A 22847-nucleotide genomic window follows, 5' to 3' on the forward strand; every position below is an offset into this window, starting at 1 on the left:
CCCCCGGTCCCCTCACTTCGCCGGTGCGCCCAGCCCGCCCAGCCCGCCGAGCACCAGCTTTTCCTCGACCACCGGCCCCTCCTCAGGCACCACCTCCTCCTCAGGCACCACCTCCTCGTCCAGCACGACCTCCCGTTTCCGCACGCGCCGGCGTCGCTCCTCCCGTACGGCCCTCCGCCAGGCGACCACCGGCGAGGCGGTGATCAGCAGCGCCAGCGAGGCCCAGACGATCATCGCGGGATGGGCGTGCCCCAGCACGAGGCCGGCGGCGATCGAGGCACCGAAGACCAGCAGGAAGAACAGATGGATGCGGAAGGTGCCGAACAGGGTGTCGGGGCTCGCGGAGTCCCCCTTGGGCGTCACCACGAAGCGGCTCTTGCGGCGCAGCACCGCGTCCATCAGCGAGCGCGCGTACACGGGTGCCGACAGTGCCGACATCACCATGCCCGCGATCCCGCCGGACCCCTCCGGCTCGTGCGGCGAGACGTTGTGCCGCCGGTTCCACAGGTACAGCCCGATCTGCAGCGCGGAGGCGTTGCCGTAGAGCATCAGCCACACCGCCGGGTCGATGTTCACGCCGGACGCGCCGAGCCCCAGGAACAGGGCGCAACTCAGCGCGGCGAGGATCCAGTTGAGGGCGGACATCGGGTAGAACACGATCATCATCGTGTAGTTGAAGAGCCGCCCGGGCGGGAGAGAGAAGAAGCCCTTCCAGTACTGCTTGAGGATCGTCTCGTAGGTGCCCCGCGACCAGCGCAGCTGCTGGGTGAAGAAGTCCGTCCAGGCGGCCGGGCCCTCCCCGACGGCGAGGACGTCCGGCGTGTAGACGGACTTCCAGCGCCTGCCGGTCGCCGGGTTCTTCGCGCGGTGCATCTCGAAGCCGGTCGCCATGTCCTCGGTGATCGAGTCGTACAGCCCGCCGATCTGCCGGATCGCGGAGATCCGTACGGCGTTGGAGGTGCCGACGAACATGGGGGCGCCGTAGCGGTTCCCGGCGCGCTGGATCAGCGCGTGGAAGAGGAACTGCTGTGACTCGGCGGCCTTGGTGACGAACGTGTCGTAGTTGCCGTAGACCTGCGGGCCGATCACGAAGCCGACGTCCGGGTCGCGGAAGTAGCCCAGCATCCGCTCCAGGTAGTTGGGCAGCGGCACGTGGTCGGTGTCGACGGAGGCGAAGTAGTCGTAGGCGTCGCCGTGGGCCTCCAGCCAGGCGTTGTAGTTGCCGTGCTTGGTCTTGGCGCGGTGGGGGCCCGAGGGCCGGTTCCAGCGTTCGACGCCCTTGCGGGAGAAGTGGTGCACGCCGAGGCGCGCGCAGACCTCCTTCACCTCCGGGTCGTCGCCCTCGTCGAGCAGCCACACGTGCAGCAGACCCCGGTGGCGCAGCCGAACGGCTGCCTCCAGGGTCTTCGTCACCATGTCCAGGGGCTCCTTGCCCGGGACGTACGTGGTGAGGAAGGCGACCCGGGTGCCGGTCTCGGGCACCACCGGGACCGGGTCGCGGGCGACCAGGGTCGCGTGCGCGTTCGACAGGACGTTCAGACAGCGGAAGGACTCGATCAGACCGATCGAGACCAGCATCACGACGTCCAGCGCCGGCAGGAAGCCGTACTCCGGATGGTCGCGCTGGGTCCAGTGCTCGGGCCTCAGCAGCCACACCAGCAGCACCAGTGACAGAAGCGGGGCCGCACCCAGCATGAGCGCGGCACGGATCCGGTGCGGCTCCTGCGCCAGCAGCGAGCGGTAGCGCACTCTGTAGGGCCGGTCGGACCCGGGCTCGGTGAGCGGCCCGGCGAGCCTGCTGTAGTGCTCGTAGTCGTACTTCGGAAGCGTCCTCCTGAGACGTCGGAACGTGACCGTACCGACGGAATGGTGCGCAGGCACCGTCATGTGTCTCCCCCCACACACGCGCAGGACGGCGCGTGTCTGTGATCCCCCCAACTGCCGCGTATCCGCAGCATCTTGAGAAACAGGGTCTATGCGCCCGAGCATGATCGCAAGGTGTGCAACGCGCTGTTTACCGGGCATACGGGGGCATTGTGGAGCATGCGTGGAGGAGGTGTGCGCGCACGGCGGGTGAGTGTGGCAGGTGGGTGGGTGCAGCAGGTGGGTGCAGCAGAAAAGCCCCCCGCTTTCGCGGAGGGCTTTCCTTGTCTGTGCGCCGCCAGGGACTCGAACCCCGGACCCGCTGATTAAGAGTCAGCTGCTCTAACCAACTGAGCTAGCGGCGCCTGCTGACGTCGTTAACTTTACATGACCTCCGGAGGTGCTTCCGACCGCCTGTCGGCCAACCGTGCGCCCCCTCCGTGCCCGCGTACATCATTCGGACCGTCAACATGCGCGTCCCGAAGACGGTTGTGAAACTGATCAATGTGCACATGCGTGACATTTCTCTCTGGAGTGTGAGGGGCATCTCATGGAAACTCCGGCATGCGGGACCCCTGCATTCGAGGACATCGATCCCACGACCGACTGCGACTGCTCCGGATGCGCGCTCCAGCGGCTGAATCCGGGCGCCCGCCCCGCTCCGACCGGGCATCGCGCTGCCGCCGCCGTCGTCGTCGCGGCGACGTCCGCGGCGCTGACCGCCGGCCCCGTCGCCCCCGCCCTGGCCGCCCCCCACAGCCCCGCTCGCCCGGGCGTTCCCGCAGGTGACGAGCCCGAGACCCCCCAGGGTGACAAGGCCCCGCTGCACGGCCCCGCCGGCGGGCCCGTCAACCCGTCGGACACCCCGCCCGTCCCCACCCCGGCCGCCGTGAAGATCCCGGCCACGACCCGCGCCGACATCATCCGGCGGGCGAAGACCTGGGTCGCGGCGAAGGTGCCGTACAGCATGACCGCCTACTGGTCCGACGGCTACCGGCAGGACTGCTCGGGCTTCGTCTCCATGGCCTGGAACCTGCCCGGCAACGAATGGACGGGCACCCTCGACAAGTACGGCACCCGCATCCCCAAGGAGGAACTCCAGCCCGGCGACATACTGCTCTTCCACAACCCGGCCGACCCCCAGAAGGGCTCGCACGTCACGATCTTCGGCGGCTGGACCGACTACACCCACAGCTACTACTTCGCCTACGAGCAGACCCGCCCCGGCACCCGCCACCAGGCCACGCCGTACGCCTACTGGAGCCACTCCGACCACTATGTCGCCTACCGCTACCAGGGGGTCACAGCGGACACGGCAGGCACGGAAGGCGCGGAAGGCACGACGGACGCGGCAGGTCCGGGCAGTCCGCCAGGTCCGGGCAGTCCGGCCGGTCCGGCAGCTCCAGGACCGGGCGAGAGCGGTAACGAGAAGCCGGCCAGCACCGACAACGAGAAGCCGGGCAGCACCGACCCCAAGGAGACGGTCCGCTTCCCCGGACGGTCGTCCTTCGGCCCGGGCGTGAGCAACGCGTACGTCACCCAGCTGGGCCGGATGCTCGTCGAGCGCGGCGCGAAACGTTTCTACAGAGTCGGCCCCGGCCCGCGCTGGAGCGAGGCGGACCGCAGGGCCACTCAGGCGTTCCAGCAGGCCCAGGGGTGGCGGGGCGCCGACGCCGACGGGTTGCCGGGCCCGCGCACCTGGGCGCTGCTGGTCGGCGGACAGGGCCGCGACATCGCCCCCGGCACGGCCGGCACGCCCGTCCCCGCCCCCAAGGCTCCGACGCCCACAGCCACTCCCTCTGCGCGGGCGCCCGCGTTTCCCGGGCGGGCGATGTTCCGCCCCGGCGCGAACAACGCCCATGTCACCCAGCTGGGGAAGCAGTTGGTGAAGAAGGGGTACGGCCGGTACTACACCTTGGGCCCGGGGCCGCGCTGGGGCGCCGCGGACCGCCGTGCCGTCGAGGCGTTCCAGCGCGCCCAGGGCTGGCGCGGCGCCGCGGCGGACGGCTACCCGGGGCCGGAGACCTGGCGCCGGCTGTTCTCCTGACGCACCTCACCCCCACCCACCCCCCATCGCACCTTTGTCACGCATCTGGCGCGGAGGCTGGAGGCAGGTATGACCAGTACGACCACCCCACGCACCCCCGAACCCGACGAGAGCCAGGCCCGGCCCGGGCGGCTCATCCAGAACGAGGCGACCACCGAGATCCCCGTCCACCTGCTGTTCCGCGACGAGCCCGACCCGCAGCCGGTGCCGGTCGGCCCCGCCGTGGTGACCCGCCCCCAGGCCGAGGGCGGCGCCGACCAGCCCCGCTTCCGCCGCCCGGCGCAGTCCGCTTCCCGGCCGGTGGCCCAGGTCGACCCCGCCCTCGTCGAGCGGCCCGCCCGGGTGCTGCCCGGCGCGGCGGGGGTGCTGGCCGGTGCCTGCGGGGCGGCCGGGTGCGCGGTCACCTCCTGGTGGGCCGGGGTGCTGCCGCCGCAGCTGCTGGAGGCGCTGGGCCTGCCCGGGTCCGCGGGCACCGGTCTGGGGCCGGCGCAGTGGGCGGCGTACGCGGGGACGGGCGCGCTCGGGCTGTTCGGCCTCGGCGGGCTGGCGCGCGGCCGCACCGGGCGGGCCTGGGTGCTCGGGCTGTTCGGCCGCTACCGGGGGACCGTGCGCCGCACGGGTCTGCTGTGGGTGAACCCGCTGCTGCTGCGCCGCCGGGTGGACGTACGGCTGCGGCACTGGCGCAGCGAGCCGATGCCGGCCGCCGACGCCGGCGGGGTCGCGCTGCGGGTGGTGGTGCTGGTGGTGTGGCGGGTGCGGGACACCGCGCGGGCCACGCTGGGGGTGGAGGACCACGAGACCTATCTGCGGGAGTGCGTGGAGGCCGCGCTGGCGCGGGTCCCGGTGGAGATGCCGGGTTCGGGGCGCGGCCCGGTGGGGGCGGCGGGGGAGGCGCTGACCCGGCTGGTGGCGCGGGACGCGGGCGCGGTGGGGGTCGAGGTGTACTCCGTGCAGCCGGTCCGCGCCGAGTACGCCCCCGAGGTGGCCGCCGCGATGCACCGCCGCCGGATCGCCGCGCTGGACGCCCAGCAGCGGGCGTCCATGCTCACCTCGGTGGTCGACTCGGTCGAGGACACGGTGACCCGGCTGACCATGCGCGGCCTGGTGGAGCTGGACGACTACGAGCGCAAGGCGCTGGTGAAGGACCTGACGGTGGCGTTCTGCGCGGGGCGCGGCGAACAGACGCCGTAATCCGGACGTGATTGGTATGGACATGTCCACCACGCGGCCATAATCTCGGACTTGGTCTAGACCTGCACGCCTCAGGTGCGTCCCGAACCTCGGAACGTCCTGAACTCCCCGGAACTCCCCACGTTCTCCAGGAGCGGCAGCATGCGCACAAGGACCAAGCTGAACGCGGCCGTGCTGGGCCTCGCCACCACCGGAGCCCTCGTGCTCTCCTCCGGTGGCGCCACCGGCCACGGCTACACCGACCTCCCCATCAGCAGGCAGAAGCTCTGCCAGAACGGCACGGTGACCAACTGCGGCGAGATCCGATGGGAGCCGCAGAGCGTCGAGGGGCCCAAGGGCTTCCCGGCGGCCGGACCGGCCGACGGCCGGATCTGCTCGGGCGGCAACACCCGCTTCGCCCCGCTCGACAGCCCGCGCACCCCGAACGGCGGCGCCTGGCCGACCACCAGGGTGACCGGCGGGCAGAGCTACACCTTCCGCTGGCAGTTCACCGCCATGCACGCCACGACCGACTTCAAGTACTTCGTCACCAGGCAGGGCTGGAACCAGAACCACAACCTGTCCCGCTCCGACCTCACCCTCACCCCGTTCCTGACCGTGCCCTACGGCGGTCAGCGCCCCCCGTCCACCCTCTCCCACAGCGGCGTCCTGCCGACCGGGCTGAGCGGCCACCACGTCATCCTCGCGGTCTGGACGGTCCACGACACGGGCAACGCGTTCTACGCCTGCTCGGACGTCACGTTCTGAAGCCGCCGATCTTCTGAGCTTCCCTTGAGCGGCCCCCGTGATCGGCGTGGGTAGGTTCCTACCGACCACGGGGAACAGGGGAAACACGCATGGACAACGTCTTCTACATCGTGCCGTCGATCGTGATCGCCGGCGCGGGCTTCGCCGCTGTCCTGGTCGTCCGCCGCGCCCGGCGGACGGCCAGGGCCTGGGACAGCGGGCTGACCGCAGAGGCCCGCTGTCTGCGCACGTACACGACGACCAGCCGCAGCGGCGACCGTACGCTGCACACCCATCTGCACCACGTCTACGAGTTCACCACCCGCGACGGCCGCGCCGTCCGCTTCGAGGAGCGGGGCGGCCCAGGGACCACCGTCGAGGGCGACATCGTCACCGTGCACTATGTGCCGGACCGCCCCGAGCAGGCCACGGCGCTCACCCCGGCCCGGGGCCGGCTCGCCGCCGAGGCGGGGGTTCTGCTGGTCTTCTGCGGGGTGCTGATCGCCTTCGCCGTCGCCTTCATGGCCGGCGCGCAGGACTTCTTCGCCTCCGACGACTTCCCCGCGCCGTGAGGCTCCCCATCTGACGCACCGTCAGTTACCGTCGGCGCATGAAGTCCGCCAGGGCGACCGTCGCCGAACTCGTCGCCGCGCGGTGGGGCGACCACCGACCGGGCCTGTGGTGCGAGGACACCGTGCTCACCCACCACCGCCTCGCCGCCGGGGCCGCCGCCCGCGCCGCGCTGCTGGCCGACCTGCTGCCGCCGGACGCGCCGCCGCACCTCGGGATCCTGCTGGACAACACCCCGGAGTTCCCGCTCTGGCTGTCCGGCGCGGCCCTGGCCCGGGCGGCGGTCGCCGGGATCAATCCCACCCGCCGGGGCGCCGAGCTGGCCCGGGACATCCTGCACACCGAGTGCCGCCTCCTCGTCACCGAGCCCGCCCACCTGCCCCTCCTCACCGGCCTCGACCTGCCCGGGGTCCGCCTGCTGACCACCGGCACCCCGGAGTACGACGCCCTCCTCGCCCCGTACGCCGACGCCCGCCCGGACCCCTCCCGCGCCACCCCCGCCGACCGCCTCCTCCTCTACTTCACCTCCGGCTCCACCGGCGCCCCGAAGGCCGCGATCTGCACCCAGGGGCGCCTCGCGGCGGCCGGCCGCTCCCTGGCCGGGCAGTTCACGGTCCGCCCTGACGACGTGCACTACATCTGCATGCCGATGTTCCACGGCAACGCGGTGATCGCCGACTGGGCCCCGGCGCTCGCCGCCGGCGCGGGCGTGGCGCTGCGCCGCCGCTTCTCGGCGTCCGGCTTCCTGACGGACGTACGGCGCTACCGGGCGACGTACTTCACGTATGTGGGCCGGGCCGTGCAGTACCTCCTGGCCACCGAGCCCCGCCCCGACGACCGTGACCACCGGCTGCGGCTCGGCTTCGGCACCGAGGCGGGACCGGCGGACGCGGCGGCGTTCGAGCGGAGGTTCGGGGCGCGGCTGGTGGAGGGGTACGGGTCGTCGGAGGGCGGGGCGGCGGTCCAGTGGGTGCCGGGGACACCGTCGGGCGCGGTGGGGAAGGCGGCGCGGGGCGGCGATCTCGTGGTGCTCGACCCGGACAGCGGCGCCGAGTGCCCGCCGGCCCAGTTCGACCCGGCCGGGCGGCTGCTGAACGGCGACGAGGCGATCGGCGAGCTGGTCAACCGCGGCCCGAACCCCTTCGAGGGCTACTGGCGCAACCCCGAGGCGGAGGCCGAGCGGCGCCGGGCGGGCTGGTACTGGACCGGCGACCTCTTCTACCAGGACGGCGACGGGTTCCTCTACTTCGCCGGGCGCGGGGACGACCGTATCCGCGTCGACGGCGAGAACCTGGCCACCGCGATGATCGAGCACATCCTCGCCCGGTACGAGGGGGCCGCCGCAGTCGCCGTGTACGCGGTGCCGGATCCGGTGACCGGGGACCAAGTGATGGCGGCGATCGCGGGGACCTTCGACCCGGCGGGGTTCGAGGCGTTCCTCGCGGCCCAGCCCGACCTGGGGACGAAGATGGCGCCGAGCTTCGTCAGGGTGCTGGAGCGGATGCCCGTGACCGCCACGAACAAGATCCACCGGGCGCTGCTGCGCAAGGAGGGCGTCCGCTGCGCCGACCCGGTGTGGTGGCGGCCGGCGGGGGAGCGGGCGTACCGGATATACGAACCCGAGCACGCCGAAGGGCCCCTCGCTCCCACGAGAGGCCCTTCACCGGTGCGCCGCCAGGGACTCGAACCCCGGACCCGCTGATTAAGAGTCAGCTGCTCTAACCAACTGAGCTAGCGGCGCAGACCCTCGCCGTCCGCTTCCCGCGGTCGGCGACGAAGAAAATACTACCCGGTCCCGAGCGGTGCTCGTGACCACCCGGGACCTGGCTGAGACGGGACCTGGTCGCCGTACTAGATCGCCAGCGACAGCAGTACCGGTGCCGCGTTCCGGTTGAGGGCGTCGGCGGCCTGGCGGAGGCGGTGGGCGTGCTCGACCGGGAGGGAGAGGGCCAGGCAGCCCACCGAGGACCCGGCGGTGATCGGGACGGCCGCGCAGACCGTGCCGATCGCGTACTCCTGGAGGTCGAGGACCGGGACCGTCGGTGGCTGGGCCTCCAGGCGGGAGAGCAACAGCTTGTCGCTGGTGATGGTGCGGGAGGTCAGGCGGGCCATCTTGTGCCGGGAGAGGTGGTCGCGCCGGCCGTTGTGGTCGAGCTGGGTGAGCAGGCTCTTGCCGACCGCGGTGGCGTGCGCGGAATAGCGGAAGTCGACCCACTCGTTGACCGCGGGCGTGCCCGGGCCGGCGGCGTACTGGGTGACCTTGACCTCGCCGTCGACGTACCGGCTGATGTAGACGGCGGCGCCGACGGAGTCGCGCAGCCGGTCCAGGGTCTGCTGGAGCTTCTCGCGCAGGGCTTCCTTGCGGTGGTGCGCGGAGCCCAGGCGGGTGAGGGCGGCGCCGGTGACATAGGCACCGCCGGTGATCTGCTCGACGTAGCCCTCGCGGCGCAGCATCCGCAGGAGCGCGGTCAACCGCTCCATGCCGAAGCCGGTCCGGCGGGCTAGTTCGGCGTCGGTGACACCGGCGGAGTGCCGGGCCACGATTTCGAGGACGCGCAGGGCGTCCTGGGCCGCGTTGTACGGCGCGGTCGGCTCGTGCATCAGCGCCACGGTTGTCCCCCTGCGGTCGCTTTCTGGCCGTGATCCGGGCAGCGAATCAGTTCCACGATAACCGCCAAGGGTGCTGGACGGAGCGGGTGTTGACGAGAAACACCCACCCCCTCCGAGGCTCTCATCAGCGGCATCGACCCCATGGCATATGCCATCGACATGCCCCGACTTCGAGACCTGCGTAGTCACCCTCCGGTGTCACAGCACCGCGCTCAGGAATTCCCGGGTCCGCGTGTGCTCCGGCTCCCCGAAGATCCGCTCCGGCGGACCCGACTCGACGACCTTCCCCCGGTCGAACATCATCACCTGGTCCGAGATGTCCCGGGCGAAGTTCATCTCGTGGGTCACACAGAGCATGGTGATGTCGGTGGTGCGGGCGATGTCCCGAAGGAGGTCCAGGACACCGGCGACCAGCTCGGGGTCGAGCGCCGAGGTCACCTCGTCCAGCAGCAGGATCTCCGGCCGCATGGCGAGCGCGCGGGCGATCGCGACGCGCTGCTGCTGGCCGCCGGACAGCTGGGTCGGATGCGCGGTGATCTTCTCCCGCAGGCCCACCAGCTCCAGCAGTTCCTCCGCGCGCGCCTCCGCCTCGGCCCGCTCCAGGCCCAGCACGTTCACCGGTGCCTCGGTGATGTTCCGCAGCACGTTCATGTTGGGGAACAGATTGAACTGCTGGAAGACCATCCCGATCCGTTTGCGCACCTCCCGCTGGTGGCGCTCGTTGGCTGGCTTCAGCGTGCCGTTCGGGCCGGGCATGTGGGACAGCGGCTTTCCGGCCACCAGGATCATGCCCCCGCTGACCTGCTCCAGCGTCATCAGCAGCCGCAGGATGGTCGTCTTGCCGGAGCCGCTCGGCCCGATCAGGGTGACATGCCGGCCCCGCTCGACCGAGAAGTCGAGGTGGTCGAGGACGACATGGTCGCCGTAGCGCTTGACGACCCGGTCGAACACGATCAGGTCGCCGGTCGGCGCCGCGTCCTCCAGGGCGGTCGGGGACGTCTTCTGCACAGGCGTCTGCAGGGGATCAGTGGCCAAGGCGCTTCTCCAGCCTTCTCATCAGAAGCGAGGTCGGGTAACTGGCCGCCAGGAAGATCAGCCCGGCGAGGGTGAACGTCTCGGCGTAGGTGAAGTGGTCGGCGCCGTACTCCCGGGCCTCGGCCACCATCTCCTGGACGGTGATGACGGCCAGGAACGGCGTCTCCTTGAACATGGAGATGCCGTAGTTCCCGAGCGCGGGCAGCACCTTGCGCACCGCCTGCGGCAGGATCACGGCCCGCCAGGTCCGCCGCCGCGACAGGGACAGCGCGCGGCACGCCTCCCACTGCCCCTTCGGTACGGCGTCGATGCCGGCCCGGTACACCTCGGACAGATAGGAGGCGTAGTGGATGCCGAGGACGGTGATGCCGATGGTGAGCGGCTCGACGGTGTTGAACACGGCCCAGGCGCCGACGAGTTGCACCAGCAGCGGCGTCGAGCGGACGAACTCGGTGGCCGCCCGCACCGGCACGGTGATCCATCGGCTCGGCGCCCGTCCGGCCACGGCGACGACGAGCCCCAGCACGGACGCGACCAGGATGCCGAGGACGGTGGCCAGCAGGGTCGTCCTGAACCCCTCCAGCAGCAGCGGCAGCGAGTCGCCGACGGCGTCCCAGTCCCACTCGTAGTTCATCGGGCACCCCCCGCCATCTCCGGCGCGACGGCCGACTCGGCGCTGCGTGAACGCAGCAGCCCCCGGGCGCCCTCGTGCCGCCCCAGCCTGGCCTTCGCGTGCCGTTCCAGGAGGTTCATGAGCAGGGTGAGCGCGTAGGCGAGCACGAAGTAGATCACCAGGAGGGTCACATAGGCCCAGGTGGTGGCGCCGGTGCGGTCACGCATCTGCTGCACCACCGTGGTCAGGTCGGCCGCCGAGATCAGCCACAGCAGCGGGGTGCACTTCAGCAGCTGGATCAGCAGATTGGTGAACGGCGGGATCATCTGCACCCACGCCTGCGGCAGGATCACCCGCCGCATGCGCTGCCACGGCGTCATGTTCAGCGCGATCGCCGCCTCCCGCTGGCCCTGCGGTACGGCGTTCAGCGCGCCGCGCACGACCTCGGAGCCGTACGCCCCGTAGTTCATCCCGAACGCGACCACCCCGCAGAACAGCGGGGTCAGTTCATAGCCGAGCAGCAGCGGGAACGCGTAGTACAGCCAGAACAGCTGGACGTACAGCGAGGTGCCGCGGAAGAACTCCACGACCACCCGGGACACCCCGCGCACCAGCACCGGCCGGCTGTTCGCCATGAAGCCGAAGGCGAAGGAGAGCAGGAGGGCGAGGAGCGCGCCGAGGACCGTGGCCTCGATCGTGACCCACAGCCCCGAACCGACGTCCGGGAGATGGTCGAAGAAGTACGCGTAGAAGTCACCCATGCGCGGGCCCCGTCAGGCCGGGCTCTTGCACAGCTCGGCCGTCCGCAGGTCCGCCGGCGGGATGGTCTCCTTGCCGAAGCCGTACTGCCCGATCAGCTGGACATAGCGGTCCGCGTCGGAAGTGATCTTCTTCAGCTGTTCGTTGAAGGCGTCCCGCAGCTCCTCCTGGCCCTGGCGGAAGACGGCGCCGCCGGGGCTGTACTGCTTGGCGCCGTCCAGCTCCGGGATGAACGGCTCGGTGACCTCCAGATCGCCGTTGTTCCTGACCAGCCAGTTCAGCGAGATGCTGGTCAGCAGGAAGGCGTCGATCCGGCCGCCCTTGACGGCGTCCGCGCCGTCCTGCGGCTTCTGCAGCGTCCTGATGCTGCCCTCGGCGATCCCGGCGCCGGCCGCGTACTCCTTCTCGACCGCGCCGGACATCACGCCGACGGTGACCCCGGCCGCCTTCGCCGACGCCAGGTCGGTGAGCTTCTTCGGGTTGCCCTTCTTCACCAGCATCGCGGTCGGCGAGACGAACTCGGGCTCGGAGAACAGGGCCTTCTCGCAGCGGTCGGGGCGGATCGCCATGCCGGCGCTGATCACGTCGTACTTGCCGGCCTGCAGTCCCGGGATCAGGCCGTCCCACTCGGAGAAGGTCGGGCGCAGCTCGGCCACGCCGAGGGCCTTGAAGATCTCCCGGTGCAGGGTGGGCGCCTCGCCCTTGAGCTCGCCGTCCTCCTCGTAGCCGTAGGGCGCCTCGTTGGCGTAGGCCACCTTCACATAGCCCTGCTTCTTCAACTGCTCCAGCTTCGACCCCTCGCCGTCGCCGCTGTCGGTCTTGCTGCAGGCGGTGATGAGACCGGGGACGGTGAGCAGACCGCCGACCGCGGCGGTTCTGGTGAGGAAGCCCCTGCGGGAGAGATTCGGGAACTCGGTCATGGACGTGCAACCTCCGGAAGACCTTGCCTGGTTGGCCGGTGACGGCCAGTGATGGCGCCTGCCCGATTCCCGTGGGCTATGCAGACCCGACAGCGGATGTGACCCAACGGTGACCGGAGCGAGACGCTCCTGTGTCCGCCGGAGGTGGCGGCGTCCTTGGCTTCCTCGGGTCTTGGCCTGCTCGGGTTCGGCGGCTTCTTCAGCCGGCGAGTTCCTGGTGCAGGGCGTGCGCCGCCCGCAGTACCAGGTCGTCCCGGTGACGCGCGGCGACGATCTGCAGGCCGACCGGCAACCCGTCCCCGTCCACGCCGACCGGCACGCTGACCGCCGGCTGCTGCGTCAGATTGAACGGATACGTGAACGGCGTCCAACCCGTCCACCGCCGCAGCCCCGAGCCGCGCGGCACCTCCACCCCCGCCTCGAACGCGGTGAGCGGCAGCGTCGGCGTGACCAGCAGGTCGTACGTCTCGTGGAAGACGCCCATGCGCCGGCCCAGGTCCATACGGACGTCCACCGCCGCCAGATAGTCCAGCGCCGACCGCCGCTCCCCGGCCGCGCAGATCTCCCGCAGCCCCGGCTCCAGCAGCTCACGCCGGTGCGGCCCCAGATGCTGGGCCACCCGGGCGGCGCCGGTGAACCACAGCGTGTGGAAGGCGTCCACCGGCTCACTGAAGTCGGGGTCGGCCTCCTCGACGTACGCCCCGAGCCCCGCGAGCCGCTCCACCGCCCGCCGCACCGCCGTGGCGACCGCCGTCCGCACCGGGACCTGCCCGCCGAGCGAGGGCGAGTACGCCACCCGCAGCCCGTGCACGCCCCCGGTCAGGGCCTCGCGGTACGAGATCCCGGCCGGACCCAGCGCCGACCAGTCCCGCGCGTCCGGCACGCCGATCACGTCCAGCAGCAGCGCCAGGTCCGCCGCGTCCCGGGCCATCGGGCCGACATGCGAGAGGGTTCCGAAGGGGCTCGCCGGATGGATCGGCACCCTGCCGTACGTCGGCTTGAGGCCGAGGATCCCGCAGAACGCGGCCGGGACGCGCACGCTGCCGCCGCCGTCCGTGCCCAGCGACAGCGGGCCCGCGCCGAGCGCCACCGCCGCCGCGCTGCCCCCGCTGGAGCCGCCCGCGGTGCGGGAGGGGTCGTACGGGTTGCGGGTGATGCCGGTCAGCGGGGAGTCGGTGACGCCCTTCCAGCCGTACTCGGGCGTGGTCGTCTTGCCGAGGAACACCGCGCCGTGCTCACGCAGCCGGGCCACCGACGGCGCGTCCTCGTCCCAGGGGCCCTCCGGGGCCACCGTCCGCGAGCCGCGCAGGGTGGGGTGGCCGCGCAGCAGCAGGAGGTCCTTCACCGTCACCGGCACCCCGTCCAGCAGCCCGGCCGGCTCCCCGCGCCGCCACCGCCCGGCCGACGCGCGCGCCTCGGCGAGGGCCTCGTCCGGCAGCAGTCGTACGAACGCGTTGACGCGTGGCTGGATCCGCTCGGCCCGCTCCAGGGCCGCCCGGGTGACCTCCACCGGATCGAACTCGCCCTTGCGGTAGCCCTCGACGAGCCGTACGGCGGTCAGTTCGGTGAGTTCTGTGGGTTCGGTGGGCTCCGTCATGTGCACTCCCTGGGCAGGGGTCAGTGACCGGGCACGTATCCGCGCTCCTTGTCGACCACGTTCACCAGCGGACGGCCCGCCGCCCAGCGCTCGTACAGGTCCACGAACTGCGCGGCCAGCTCGTCCCGCCAGCCGATCGTGTCGCCGCTCATGTGCGGGGACACCAGCAGTCCCGGGACCTTCCACAGCGGGCTGTCCGGCGGCAGCGGCTCGGTCGTGAAGACGTCCAGCGCGGCGCCCGCTATCCAGCGGCTGGTCAGGGCCCGCATCAGCGCCTCCTCGTCGACGAGCGGACCGCGGCCGACGTTGACGAAGTACGCGGAGGGCTGCATCACGCCGAAGCGGCGGGCGTCGAACATGCCCCGGGTCTCCTCGGTGAGCGGGGTCGCCGCGATCACCCAGTCGGCGCGGGCGAGCAGCCGGTCCAGGTCGCCGGGGCCGTGGATGCCGGTGCGCGGCACCCGGCCGACGACCGCCGCGGTCACGCCGAGCGCCTTCAGGGTGCGGGCGATCGCCCGGCCGACCGGACCCGAGCCGACGACCACGGCGTGCGTGCCGGCCACCCGGCGGGTCTCGCGGTGCCGCCACTCGCGGCCACCCTGCAGCTCGAGGGTGCGCGGCAGGTCCTTGGCGTGGGCGAGCACCAGCGCGGCCACGTACTCGGCGATGGGCTGGTCGAAGACGCCGCGCGCGTTCGTCACCACCGTGTCGGAGGCGGCCAGCTCCGGGCAGAGCAGATGGTCCACGCCCGCGCTGGCCGTGTGCACCCAGCGCGGGCGCGGGCCGCCGCCCGGCCAGGCCCGGCGCACCGCGTGCGAGGTGAAGTCCCACACCAGCAGTACGTCGGCCCGCGGCAGCCGCTCGGCGAGCGTGGTCTCGTCGGCGTGCAGGACCTGCGCGCGGCCGATGAGGCGGCCGAGCCGGGGAAGCGGCTCCGCGTCCAGCACCAGCAGGGTGGGAACAGCGGGTTCCAGGGGCATCCTGGGCCCTTCCTCGGGCGTGACCAAGGGCCTGACGTGCATGGATTGACCACGCTCGCACCTGAACCCACCGCCGTCAACACGGCCTTCGCGGGCCTGACCCGGCACCTCTCGGCCAACCAGGTGACCGTGGGGGCAGCGCCGCGTCGGCTGGGTACCCGTACTGCCGGAAGAACGGCAGGAAGGCTGGACATGACCGCACTCGGATTCCTCCACCCGGGCCACGCCGCCGAGTCCGACTACCCCCGTATCGAGCAGCTCCTGGGCAGTGACATCCGAGTCGACCTGGTGCGCACGGACACCGGCGAGGACCCGCACCACGAGGACGCGTTGCGCCGCATGGGCTCCCCGCAGCGGATCGCGGCCGGCGTGGAGCAGCTGCGGCTGGCCGGCGCCGAGGCCGTCGTGTGGGCGTGCAGCAGCGGCAGTTTCGTCTACGGCTGGGAGGGCGCCCACGAGCAGGTGCGCGCCCTCGCGCTGGCCGCGGGCATGCCGGCCTCCTCGACCTCCGTCGGCTTCGCGCACGCGGTCGCCGAGCTGGGGCTGCGGCGGGTCGCCGTCGGCGCGACCTACCCGGCGGACGTGGCGGACCTGTTCGCGGACTTCCTGCGGGCGGCGGACATCGAGGTCGTGGGCGTGCGCGGGGCCGGGATCCGGACGCCCGCCGAGGTCGCCGCCTGGGGCGAGGAGGACCTCTTCACCCTGGCCCGCGCGGCCGACCACCCGGACGCGGACGCCCTCCTCCTCCCCGACACGGCCCTGCACACCGCGAGCCACCTCCCGGCCCTGGAGAAAACCCTCGCCAAACCTGTCCTCACCGCCAACCAGGTAACCGTCCGCGAGGCCCTCCGCCTCGCAGACCGCCGCGTCCACGCCCCGGAACTCGGCGCACTGTTCACTCGGGAGCCGCGGGTACAGGTGTGAGCGGGTGGTCGGGGCATGCGTGGCTGAGCGGGCGAGCGGCACGTCCAGGTACGAGCCGGCGAGCGGCGCGCGTGCGCAGACGAGCCGACGAGCCCCGCGCCCAGGCGCGCCCCGACGAGCCCTCTGGTGAACGGCCGGGAACCTCGGTGGCGGGTCCCGGGGCTGTCTGGTGGAGGGGGTCTGGGGCCTGGGCGGCGGTAGTCGGGTCTGTCTGGTGGAGGGGGTCTGGGGCCTTTGGGTGGCGGTCCTCGGGGCTGTCCGGTGGCCGGGCTCCGGGCCTTTCTGCGGCGGGTTCTCGGACCCTTCCGGCGGCAAGTCCGCACGTCCTACGGCAGCGGCTTCGGCGTGCTCTGCGGCAGAGGCCCGGAGATGTCCTGTGAGCGGCAGGGGCTGGCCGCCTCCGGCGTCAGCCGCGCGATCCTGCGGCCTCTGCCCTGCGCTCCTTCGGCGTCAGTCCTGCGTGGCCTGTGGCAGCGGCCCGGGCGCGCCCTTCGGCAGTGGGCTCGTGTTTCCTGTGGCGCCGCCCCGCAGGATGGCCTGCGGCGTCAGCCGCGCGATCCTTCGGCGTCAGTCCTGCGTGGCCTGTGGCAGCGGCCCGGTCATGTCCGGTGGCGGCGGTCCGGCCGTGTCCTGCGGTGTCAGCTTGGTGTGGCCTTCCGGCGTCAGCCCCGCAGGATGGCCTGCGGCGTCAGCCGCGCGGTCCTTCGGCGGCAGCCCTCGCACTCCTCCGGCAACTCTCCCGCCCGCACCCCGGGGGGAATATCCGGAGACAGTCCCCTGTTGTCCCCGGGGCATGCGCGCGCCACACCCCAGGACACCCCAGGAGGCTCCCCGGTGGACGAGATTCGAGGCACGGCACAGGGCGGTGCGCCCGTACCGCTCTCCGTGCTGGACCTGGTGACCGTGGGCTCCGGTCGGACCGCGGGTGACGCGCTGCGGACCGGCGTGGAGCTGGCCCGGCTGACCGAGTCGCGCGGGTTCCACCGGTACTGGGTCGCCGAGCACCACTCGATGCCGGGGGTCGCCTCCTCCTCGCCCGCGGTGATCCTCGCCCACCTCGCCGCCCACACCGACCGCATACGGCTCGGCTCGGGCGGCGTGATGCTGCCCAACCACGCGCCGCTGGTCATCGCCGAGCAGTTCGGCACGCTGGAGGCGCTCGCCCCGTACCGCGTCGACCTCGGCCTCGGCCGCGCCCCCGGTACCGACGGCGCCACCGCGGCCGCCCTTCGCCGCACCGACACGCTGCACGAGGGCGCGGACGACTTCCCCGAGCAGCTCGCGGAGCTCATCCGGTTCCTGGACGACGACTTCCCCGACGGCCACCCCTACCGCCGTATCCACGCCGTACCCGGCCCGGTCCAGGCCACCTCGCCCGGCGGGGTGCAGTCCCGGCACCGCCCGCCGATCTGGCTGCTGGGCTCCTCCGGTTTCAGCGCCCGCCTGGCCGGCCTGCTCGGCCTGCCCTTCGCCTTCGCGCACCACTTCTCCGCGCAGAACACCGTCCCGGCCCTCGACCTGTACCGGGACTCCTTCAAGCCGTCCGCGGTCCTCGACGAGCCGTACGCCCTGATCGGTGTCTCCGCCCTGGCCGCCGACGAGGAGCGGGAGGCCCGCCGCCAGGTCCTCGCCACCGGCCTGAACATGGTCCGCCTGCGCACCGGCCGCCCGGGACTGTTCCCCTCCCCGGAGGAGGCCGAGGCGTACGAACTCAGCCCGATGGAGAGGGAGTTCGTCGACTCCTGGACGGCGAACATCGTGCACGGCACGGCCGACGAGGTCCGCTCCGGCCTCGACGAGCTGCACAAGCGCACCGGCGCCGACGAGTTGATGCTCACCAGCCACGCCCACCGCGGCGAACTGCGCCTGCGTTCCTACGAACTCATCGCCGACGCCTACGGACTGCCCACCGCGTGACTCACGTGCACGCCTCGCTGTAGCGCAGCTCGGAGATACGATCCGGCGACACGGGCCGGGAGTACAGCCACCCCTGCCCGGTGTCGCACCCGATGCGCCGCAGCCGGTCCGCCTGCGCCGCCGTCTCCACGCACTCGGCGGTGACCGTCAGCCCCAGCCGGTGCGCGAGGTCGATCATCGCCTCGACGATCACCTCGTCGGCCGGGTTCGGCGGCGCCGCCGTGTCGCCGCGGCCCTCGTACTGGAAGCCCCGTACGAACAACCCGTCCAGCTTCAGCACCGACACCGGCAGCCGGGACAGATAGGCCAGGTTGGAGTAGCCGGTGCCGAAGTCGTCGATGGCGATCCGCACGCCCATGTCGCTGAGCGCCTGAAGGGCCTGGAGCGGGCGGCCCCCGGACCCCATCACCGCGGACTCGGTGAGCTCCAGTTGCAGCAGATGCGGGGCAAGGCCGGTCTCCGTGAGGATCGCCGCCACGTCCGCCACGAGATCGGAGTCCCATACCTGACGCACCGCCACGTTCACACTCACGAACAGTGGCGGTTCGTCCGGATGGTCCTGCTGCCAGCGGCGCGCCTGTCGACAGGCGGTGGCCAGAACCCATCGGCCGAGCGGCACGATCGAGCCGTCCTCCTCGGCCAGCGCGACGAACCGATTCGGCGGCAGCAGCCCGAACCGGGGGTGGTCCCAGCGCACCAGCGCCTCCACCCCGTGCAGCCGCCCGTCCGCCATACCGACCAGCGGCTGGTACTCCAGCATGAACTCGCCGCGTTCGACGGCCGGCCGCAGCGTCGACGCCAGTGCCTGGCGGGTCATCAGATGGGCGTTGCGCTCCGGGTCGAACAGTGTCCAGCGGGACTTGCCGTCCACCTTCGCCCAGTACAGCGTGGTGTCGGCGGCCTGCATCAGCCCGGTCGCCGTCGTCCCGGCCGCGTGCCGCTCCACCACCCCGATAGACGCCGACAGCCCCAGTCGCTGCCCCGCGAGGTCGAACGGCGCCTGCAACGCCCTCAGTACGGCCTCGGCCAGCTCCGACAGCTGGTCGGTGCCCGTGGAGTCCTCCACCAGCAGCGCGAACTCGTCGCCGCCGAGCCGCGCCACCAGCGGCACGCCCGGCCTGCCCTTCCCCGCTTCCTCGGCGCAGGCCCGCAGTCGCTCGGCCACCGCCCCCAGCAGCCGGTCGCCTACGCGGTGCCCGAGGGTGTCGTTGACCACCTTGAAGCCGTCGAGGTCGAGGTAGCACAGCCCGATCCGGCCGGTGCCGCCGTGCTCGTACTCGTAGGACTCCGTCTCCAGCGCGGCCGTCAGCCGTTCGAAGAACAGGGTGCGGTTGGGCAGCCGGGTCACCGGGTCGTGCATCTGGAGGTGGCGCAGCCGGGCCTGGAGGTCGCGCCGGGCGCTGATGTCGGTGACGGACAGCAGCAGTCCCGGCCGGTCCTCGCCGTCCAGCGGCGAGACGGTGATCTGCGCCCACAGCGACCGGCCGCCGGGCTGCTTCAGCCGCCGGCTGCAGCGCACCCGCGCCTGCCGGCCGCGCAGCAGCTCGCGGTAGGCGTGCCAGGTACGGGCGTCGGAGGAGAGGTCCAGCAGATCGGCGGCGACCTGTCCGACGAGCGCGGATGGCGTCTGGCCGAGCAGCGCGCCGAGGGCGTCGTTGACGCTGACGACCAGGCCCGCGTGGTCGACGACAGCCATCCCGAGGGGGGCGGCGGCGAAGACGGAACGGTAGGTCAGGGGGTCGTCGGGGGCGGCCGGGGCGCGCGGGTCGACGGCCCCCTCGGTACCGGACGGGGCTGTGCTGTCACTCTCTGTGACGGCGGACCCGTCGAGGTCTGCCGCGGGCGTCGGCCCTTCGGACGTTCCGCTCACCGCTCGCTCCCGCAGTGCACTCGTTCTCTGTCCGCGCAGCAAAGTGTGCCGATCATAGAGGCTGGCCCCGGAGTTGCGCAGCCACTGCCCAGTGTCCCCGAAGCAACCACTGTTCTGACAGATCGTTTCTGCCCGCACCTGGACCGGTTCTGCGGGCGCCTGACCGCTTGTGACGTTCCGTGAGTGGTCCGGGGGTGTCGACTCGAACGGATCCGCGGGTCCGCCATCCGGCCCTCACTCATCCGGTGCAGACAAACAGGGCGTAGTACGACAAATCAGCACAGGCTGGTTGGCGGTGTCCCTGAACCGCCCGGAGGTCCCTGTGTCGCGCCTGCGCCCGCGTCTGCTCCCGCGTCCCCGACTGCGCAGCACCGCGGCCGTGTTCACCACCCTCTCGGCCCTCGCGGCGACCTCCCTCATCGGCGCCCCCTCGGTCGCCGAACCCTTCTCCCCGGCGCCCTGCGCCCTGCCCCGCACCACAGCCCACCACTCCGAGGGCCTGGACACCTGGAACCCCTCCTACCCCCGGCCCGCCCGCGACCTCGACGCGGTGATGGTCTTCCTGTCCTTCCCGGACTGGGACCCCCTGGTCAGCCCCGCCGAACTGACCGCCGACCACTTCCCGGCCACCAGCCGCTACTTCCGCCAGGCGTCCTACGGCAGGTTCACCCTCCGCGCGCACCCGATGCGCCACTGGATCCGCATGCCGAAGGCGTCCACCGCGTACGCCATACGGCGTGACTGGCACCCCCAGCACCGCGCCGCCTACCTGCGCGACGCGCTCGCCGTCAGCGACGGCCGGGTCGACTTCTCCCGCTACGACGTCGTCTACTTCGTCGCCGACCCGGACGCGCCCGGCGTGGACTCCGACGCCACGAAGGTCGTCAACCTGGAGAGCCCGCTGCGCGCCGACGGCACCGACATCCGCCGCGTGGTGACCGTCTTCGAGCAGCACCCACCGGACCGCCTCGTCCTCGCCCACGAGACCGGCCATGTCTTCGACCTGCCCGACCTCTACCACCGCCCCGCCGACGGCAAGGGCGACTGGGACACCCATGTCGGCGACTGGGACCTGATGGGCAGCCAGTTCGGTCTCGCCCCGGACCTGTTCGGCTGGCACAAGTGGAAGCTGGGCTGGCTGGAACCCCGCCAGGTGGTCTGCGTGCAGGGCGCCGAGCCGACCCGCCTCACCCTCGAACCCCTCGCCGCCGGCCCGGGCATCCCCCTCACCCGCGCCTCCGGATCGCCCGCCTTCGGGCTGGGGGGCGGCGTCAAACTCGCCGTCGTGCGCACCGGCGTGGGCAGCGCCCTCGCCTTCGAGGCGCGCGGCTCCGTGGGCAACGACCGGGCCGCCTGCCGCGCCGGCGTCCTCGTCTACCGCGTCCGCAACGGCACCGAGTCCGGGAGGGGCCCGGTCGAGGTGGTCGACGCCCACCCGCGCACGGAGGCGTGCTGGGAGAACTCCGTCTACCCGCCGCTCGCGGACGCTCCGATCGGCGCGGGCGAGAGCTTCACGGTGCCCGGGGAGGGCGGCGCGCGGGACGTCCGGGTGGTGGTGGAGGGGCGGACGGCGTCCGGGGCGTGGACGGTGCGGATCACGCCGGGGGTGTGACGTCTCGGCCGAGGGCCACTGGGCCCGCCTCAAGGGGGTGTGGGTGGCGGAGCCCCCACAGCGCGCGGCGCAGCCGCGCAGAATGCAAAGACAGCGAAACCTGTCCGCGCTTTCCGCGGACAGGTTTCGCTGTCGATGTCGTGCGCCGCCAGGGACTCGAACCCCGGACCCGCTGATTAAGAGTCAGCTGCTCTAACCAACTGAGCTAGCGGCGCCTGCTGACGTCGTAGACCTTAGCACCCTGATCCGGCCAGGGTGAAATCGATATCCGCGCAGCTGTACGGGCCGCCCGTACGGCCGCCCACAGCAGGACCTCCGCGCCCGGCAGCCAGGGCTGACGGGTGTCCGGCGCGACCAGCCAGCGGGAGCCCGAGGGGTCGGTTCCGGCCAGGGGCGGGACGGTCACGGCGTCGCCGGTGCCGTGGCAGAGGAGCGGGGGGACGGCGGCGGTGCGGGGGCTGGCGGGCGCGGGGCCGTCGGCGGGGTTTCCCGCACCGGCGCCCCACTCCTCCCAGGCCAGCAGCGACGGCAGCCGCTGGGCCGTGCCGGGGGCGGCGAACATCATCACACGGCCGCGGTGGACGGCCACCGGGCCCGACCCCGCGCCCTCGTCCCACAGTCGGTCGAGCATGCGGCGGCCGAACAGCGCCGGTGCGCTGACGACGTCGAACACCGAGCCGCAGGGCAGCACCACGGGGGCGTCCGGGCGCTCCCGCCAGTGGGCGAGCGTGCTGCGCGGATACGCGCCGGCGGAGGCCAGCCAGGCGGCGCCGTCCCGGTCGGCGCCGGGGGCGTCGAAGCTCTCGTCCCAGGTCTCGTCCCATACGCTGCTCATGCCTGACAGGTCTACCGGCTGTGAGTGCGCGATTCCTAACGGTTGCCGGAAACCGGGACAGGGGTGCGGGGGAGGGGCTATCGTGCCGTTCTGGCATATGCCGGAACTGCTTGAATATTCGACTACGCAGGTCGTTCGCCTACACGGGGCGTTGTCCGACTACGTTGTCCGACTACGTTGTCCGACTACACCGGGTCGACGGGGCTCCGCCCCTCCCCGTCGCGCAGCAGATCGCGACCGAACTCGACCATCTTCTTGGCGTAGTCCTCGGTCCACTCCGCCCGCTCGGCGATGTCCGCCGCCGTCAGCCGGTCGAACCGCCGCGGGTCGGCGAGCTGGGCCGCCGCGATGGCCTGGAACTCCACCGCCCGGTCGGCCGCCGCACGGAACGCGAGCGTCAGCTCCGTCGCCCGCGCCAGCAGCGCCCCGGGGTCGTCGATGGACTCCAGATCGAAGAAGTGCTCCGGATCTCCGGCGGCCTCCGCGGGCTCGAACAGCAGGGGCGCGGGGCGTAGCCGCGGTTCGTGACGATGCGGCGTGGGCTCCGCCATGTCCTGACCTCCTAGTACGGTCGCTACCGGCCCGCCCGACACATCGGCCCGGCCCACCTTCCATTCTCCCGCGCCCCGCAAGACCGCCTCGACCCGCTCGACATCCCCACCATCCGGCCGCCGCCTCGCCCCGCTACGCCATCCGTGCAGGCGAGCGCTCGGGGCGGCGTCATGGTCGCCACCGCACCCGGTGTTCTGCGAGTGTGCCGGGACTGTGTGGTTCGCGT

The 22847-nt window shown here is 72.2% G+C and carries 19 protein-coding genes and 3 tRNA genes; 8 read left to right on the plus strand and 14 right to left on the minus strand.

What is annotated here, in order from left to right; genetic code table 11:
* Positions 1-12 precede the first annotated feature (12 nt).
* Both ACH5AC_RS09340 and ACH5AC_RS09345 read right to left on the minus strand, forming a co-directional pair.
* The gene (locus ACH5AC_RS09340) at positions 13-1887 is read right to left on the minus strand and encodes a glycosyltransferase family 2 protein (protein ID WP_398861118.1); all 1875 of its coding nucleotides are present in this window, start codon (positions 1885-1887) and stop codon (positions 13-15) included.
* Between the two features lie 267 nt (positions 1888-2154).
* Positions 2155-2228, minus strand: a tRNA-Lys gene (locus tag ACH5AC_RS09345).
* A 185-nt stretch (positions 2229-2413) separates the two neighbouring features.
* On the opposite strand from ACH5AC_RS09345, the gene ACH5AC_RS09350 reads away from it, so the two are divergent.
* The 5 genes from ACH5AC_RS09350 to ACH5AC_RS09370 all read left to right on the plus strand — a co-directional run bounded on the left by ACH5AC_RS09350 (position 2414) and on the right by ACH5AC_RS09370 (position 8099).
* The gene (locus ACH5AC_RS09350) at positions 2414-3910 is read left to right on the plus strand and encodes a peptidoglycan-binding protein (RefSeq protein WP_398861119.1); all 1497 of its coding nucleotides are present in this window, start codon (positions 2414-2416) and stop codon (positions 3908-3910) included.
* Positions 3911-3979: 69 nt separating this feature from the next.
* Positions 3980-5101 (plus strand): SPFH domain-containing protein, encoded by a 1122-nt coding sequence (locus tag ACH5AC_RS09355; protein WP_398861120.1) that lies wholly within the window; start codon positions 3980-3982, stop codon positions 5099-5101.
* Positions 5102-5242: 141 nt separating this feature from the next.
* Positions 5243-5848: a lytic polysaccharide monooxygenase gene (locus tag ACH5AC_RS09360; protein ID WP_398861121.1), complete on the plus strand. Its 606-nt coding sequence runs from the start codon at positions 5243-5245 to the stop codon at positions 5846-5848.
* Between the two features lie 89 nt (positions 5849-5937).
* Positions 5938-6399 carry a DUF3592 domain-containing protein gene (locus ACH5AC_RS09365; protein WP_398861122.1) on the plus strand — a complete coding sequence of 154 codons (462 nt, stop codon included), beginning with the start codon at positions 5938-5940 and terminating at the stop codon, positions 6397-6399.
* 38 nt (positions 6400-6437) lie between these two features.
* Positions 6438-8099, plus strand: coding sequence for an AMP-binding protein (locus tag ACH5AC_RS09370; protein ID WP_398861123.1), 1662 nt, complete (start codon positions 6438-6440; stop codon positions 8097-8099).
* Here ACH5AC_RS09370 and ACH5AC_RS09375 read toward each other — a convergent pair.
* From ACH5AC_RS09375 to ACH5AC_RS09410, 8 genes are all read right to left on the minus strand, one after another.
* Positions 8065-8138 (minus strand) — tRNA-Lys (locus ACH5AC_RS09375). The two genes, ACH5AC_RS09370 and ACH5AC_RS09375, sit on opposite strands and share 35 nt — an antisense overlap.
* 110 nt (positions 8139-8248) lie before the next feature.
* Positions 8249-9007 (minus strand): IclR family transcriptional regulator, encoded by a 759-nt coding sequence (locus ACH5AC_RS09380; protein WP_398861124.1) that lies wholly within the window; start codon positions 9005-9007, stop codon positions 8249-8251.
* Positions 9008-9205: 198 nt separating this feature from the next.
* Positions 9206-10042 carry an ectoine/hydroxyectoine ABC transporter ATP-binding protein EhuA gene (ehuA, locus tag ACH5AC_RS09385; RefSeq protein WP_398861125.1) on the minus strand — a complete coding sequence of 279 codons (837 nt, stop codon included), beginning with the start codon at positions 10040-10042 and terminating at the stop codon, positions 9206-9208.
* Entirely contained in the window at positions 10032-10676 is a 645-nt protein-coding gene (gene ehuD, locus ACH5AC_RS09390) for an ectoine/hydroxyectoine ABC transporter permease subunit EhuD (RefSeq protein WP_398861126.1), read from the minus strand. Before ehuD ends, ehuA begins: the two co-directional genes overlap by 11 nt.
* Positions 10673-11416, minus strand: a complete 744-nt coding sequence (gene ehuC / locus ACH5AC_RS09395) for an ectoine/hydroxyectoine ABC transporter permease subunit EhuC (RefSeq protein ID WP_398861127.1) — start codon at positions 11414-11416, stop codon at positions 10673-10675. Before ehuC ends, ehuD begins: the two co-directional genes overlap by 4 nt.
* A gap of 12 nt (positions 11417-11428) precedes the next feature.
* The gene (gene ehuB / locus ACH5AC_RS09400) at positions 11429-12334 is read right to left on the minus strand and encodes an ectoine/hydroxyectoine ABC transporter substrate-binding protein EhuB (protein WP_398861128.1); all 906 of its coding nucleotides are present in this window, start codon (positions 12332-12334) and stop codon (positions 11429-11431) included.
* Between the two features lie 199 nt (positions 12335-12533).
* On the minus strand, positions 12534-13931 hold the full coding sequence (locus ACH5AC_RS09405; protein ID WP_398861129.1) for an amidase: 1398 nt from the start codon (positions 13929-13931) through the stop codon (positions 12534-12536).
* A gap of 20 nt (positions 13932-13951) precedes the next feature.
* Positions 13952-14911 carry a D-2-hydroxyacid dehydrogenase gene (locus ACH5AC_RS09410; RefSeq protein ID WP_398861130.1) on the minus strand — a complete coding sequence of 320 codons (960 nt, stop codon included), beginning with the start codon at positions 14909-14911 and terminating at the stop codon, positions 13952-13954.
* Positions 14912-15103: 192 nt separating this feature from the next.
* Here ACH5AC_RS09410 and ACH5AC_RS09415 point away from each other — a divergent pair, with 192 nt between their 5' ends.
* Complete coding sequence (locus ACH5AC_RS09415) at positions 15104-15835, plus strand: decarboxylase (protein WP_398861131.1); 732 nt, start codon at positions 15104-15106, stop codon at positions 15833-15835.
* 834 nt (positions 15836-16669) lie between these two features.
* Positions 16670-17752 (plus strand): LLM class flavin-dependent oxidoreductase, encoded by a 1083-nt coding sequence (locus ACH5AC_RS09420; RefSeq protein ID WP_398861132.1) that lies wholly within the window; start codon positions 16670-16672, stop codon positions 17750-17752.
* A 1-nt stretch (position 17753) separates the two neighbouring features.
* Here the strand turns inward: ACH5AC_RS09420 and ACH5AC_RS09425 are convergent, their stop codons facing one another.
* Positions 17754-19622, minus strand: a complete 1869-nt coding sequence (locus tag ACH5AC_RS09425) for a putative bifunctional diguanylate cyclase/phosphodiesterase (protein ID WP_398861133.1) — start codon at positions 19620-19622, stop codon at positions 17754-17756.
* Positions 19623-19923: 301 nt separating this feature from the next.
* On the opposite strand from ACH5AC_RS09425, the gene ACH5AC_RS09430 reads away from it, so the two are divergent.
* Positions 19924-21234 (plus strand): M6 family metalloprotease domain-containing protein, encoded by a 1311-nt coding sequence (locus ACH5AC_RS09430; protein WP_398861621.1) that lies wholly within the window; start codon positions 19924-19926, stop codon positions 21232-21234.
* Between the two features lie 141 nt (positions 21235-21375).
* On the opposite strand, the gene ACH5AC_RS09435 is transcribed toward ACH5AC_RS09430, so the two are convergent.
* From ACH5AC_RS09435 to ACH5AC_RS09445, 3 genes are all read right to left on the minus strand, one after another.
* Positions 21376-21449, minus strand: a tRNA-Lys gene (locus tag ACH5AC_RS09435).
* Positions 21440-22069 carry a bifunctional DNA primase/polymerase gene (locus ACH5AC_RS09440; RefSeq protein WP_398861134.1) on the minus strand — a complete coding sequence of 210 codons (630 nt, stop codon included), beginning with the start codon at positions 22067-22069 and terminating at the stop codon, positions 21440-21442. The genes ACH5AC_RS09435 and ACH5AC_RS09440 overlap by 10 nt, the downstream gene beginning before the upstream one ends.
* A 185-nt stretch (positions 22070-22254) precedes the next feature.
* Entirely contained in the window at positions 22255-22620 is a 366-nt protein-coding gene (locus ACH5AC_RS09445) for a hypothetical protein (RefSeq protein ID WP_398861136.1), read from the minus strand.
* Positions 22621-22847: the final 227 nt, after the last annotated feature.

Source organism: Streptomyces sp. NPDC018693 (assembly GCF_044391385.1).
Taxonomy (GTDB): Bacteria; Actinomycetota; Actinomycetes; order Streptomycetales; family Streptomycetaceae; genus Streptomyces.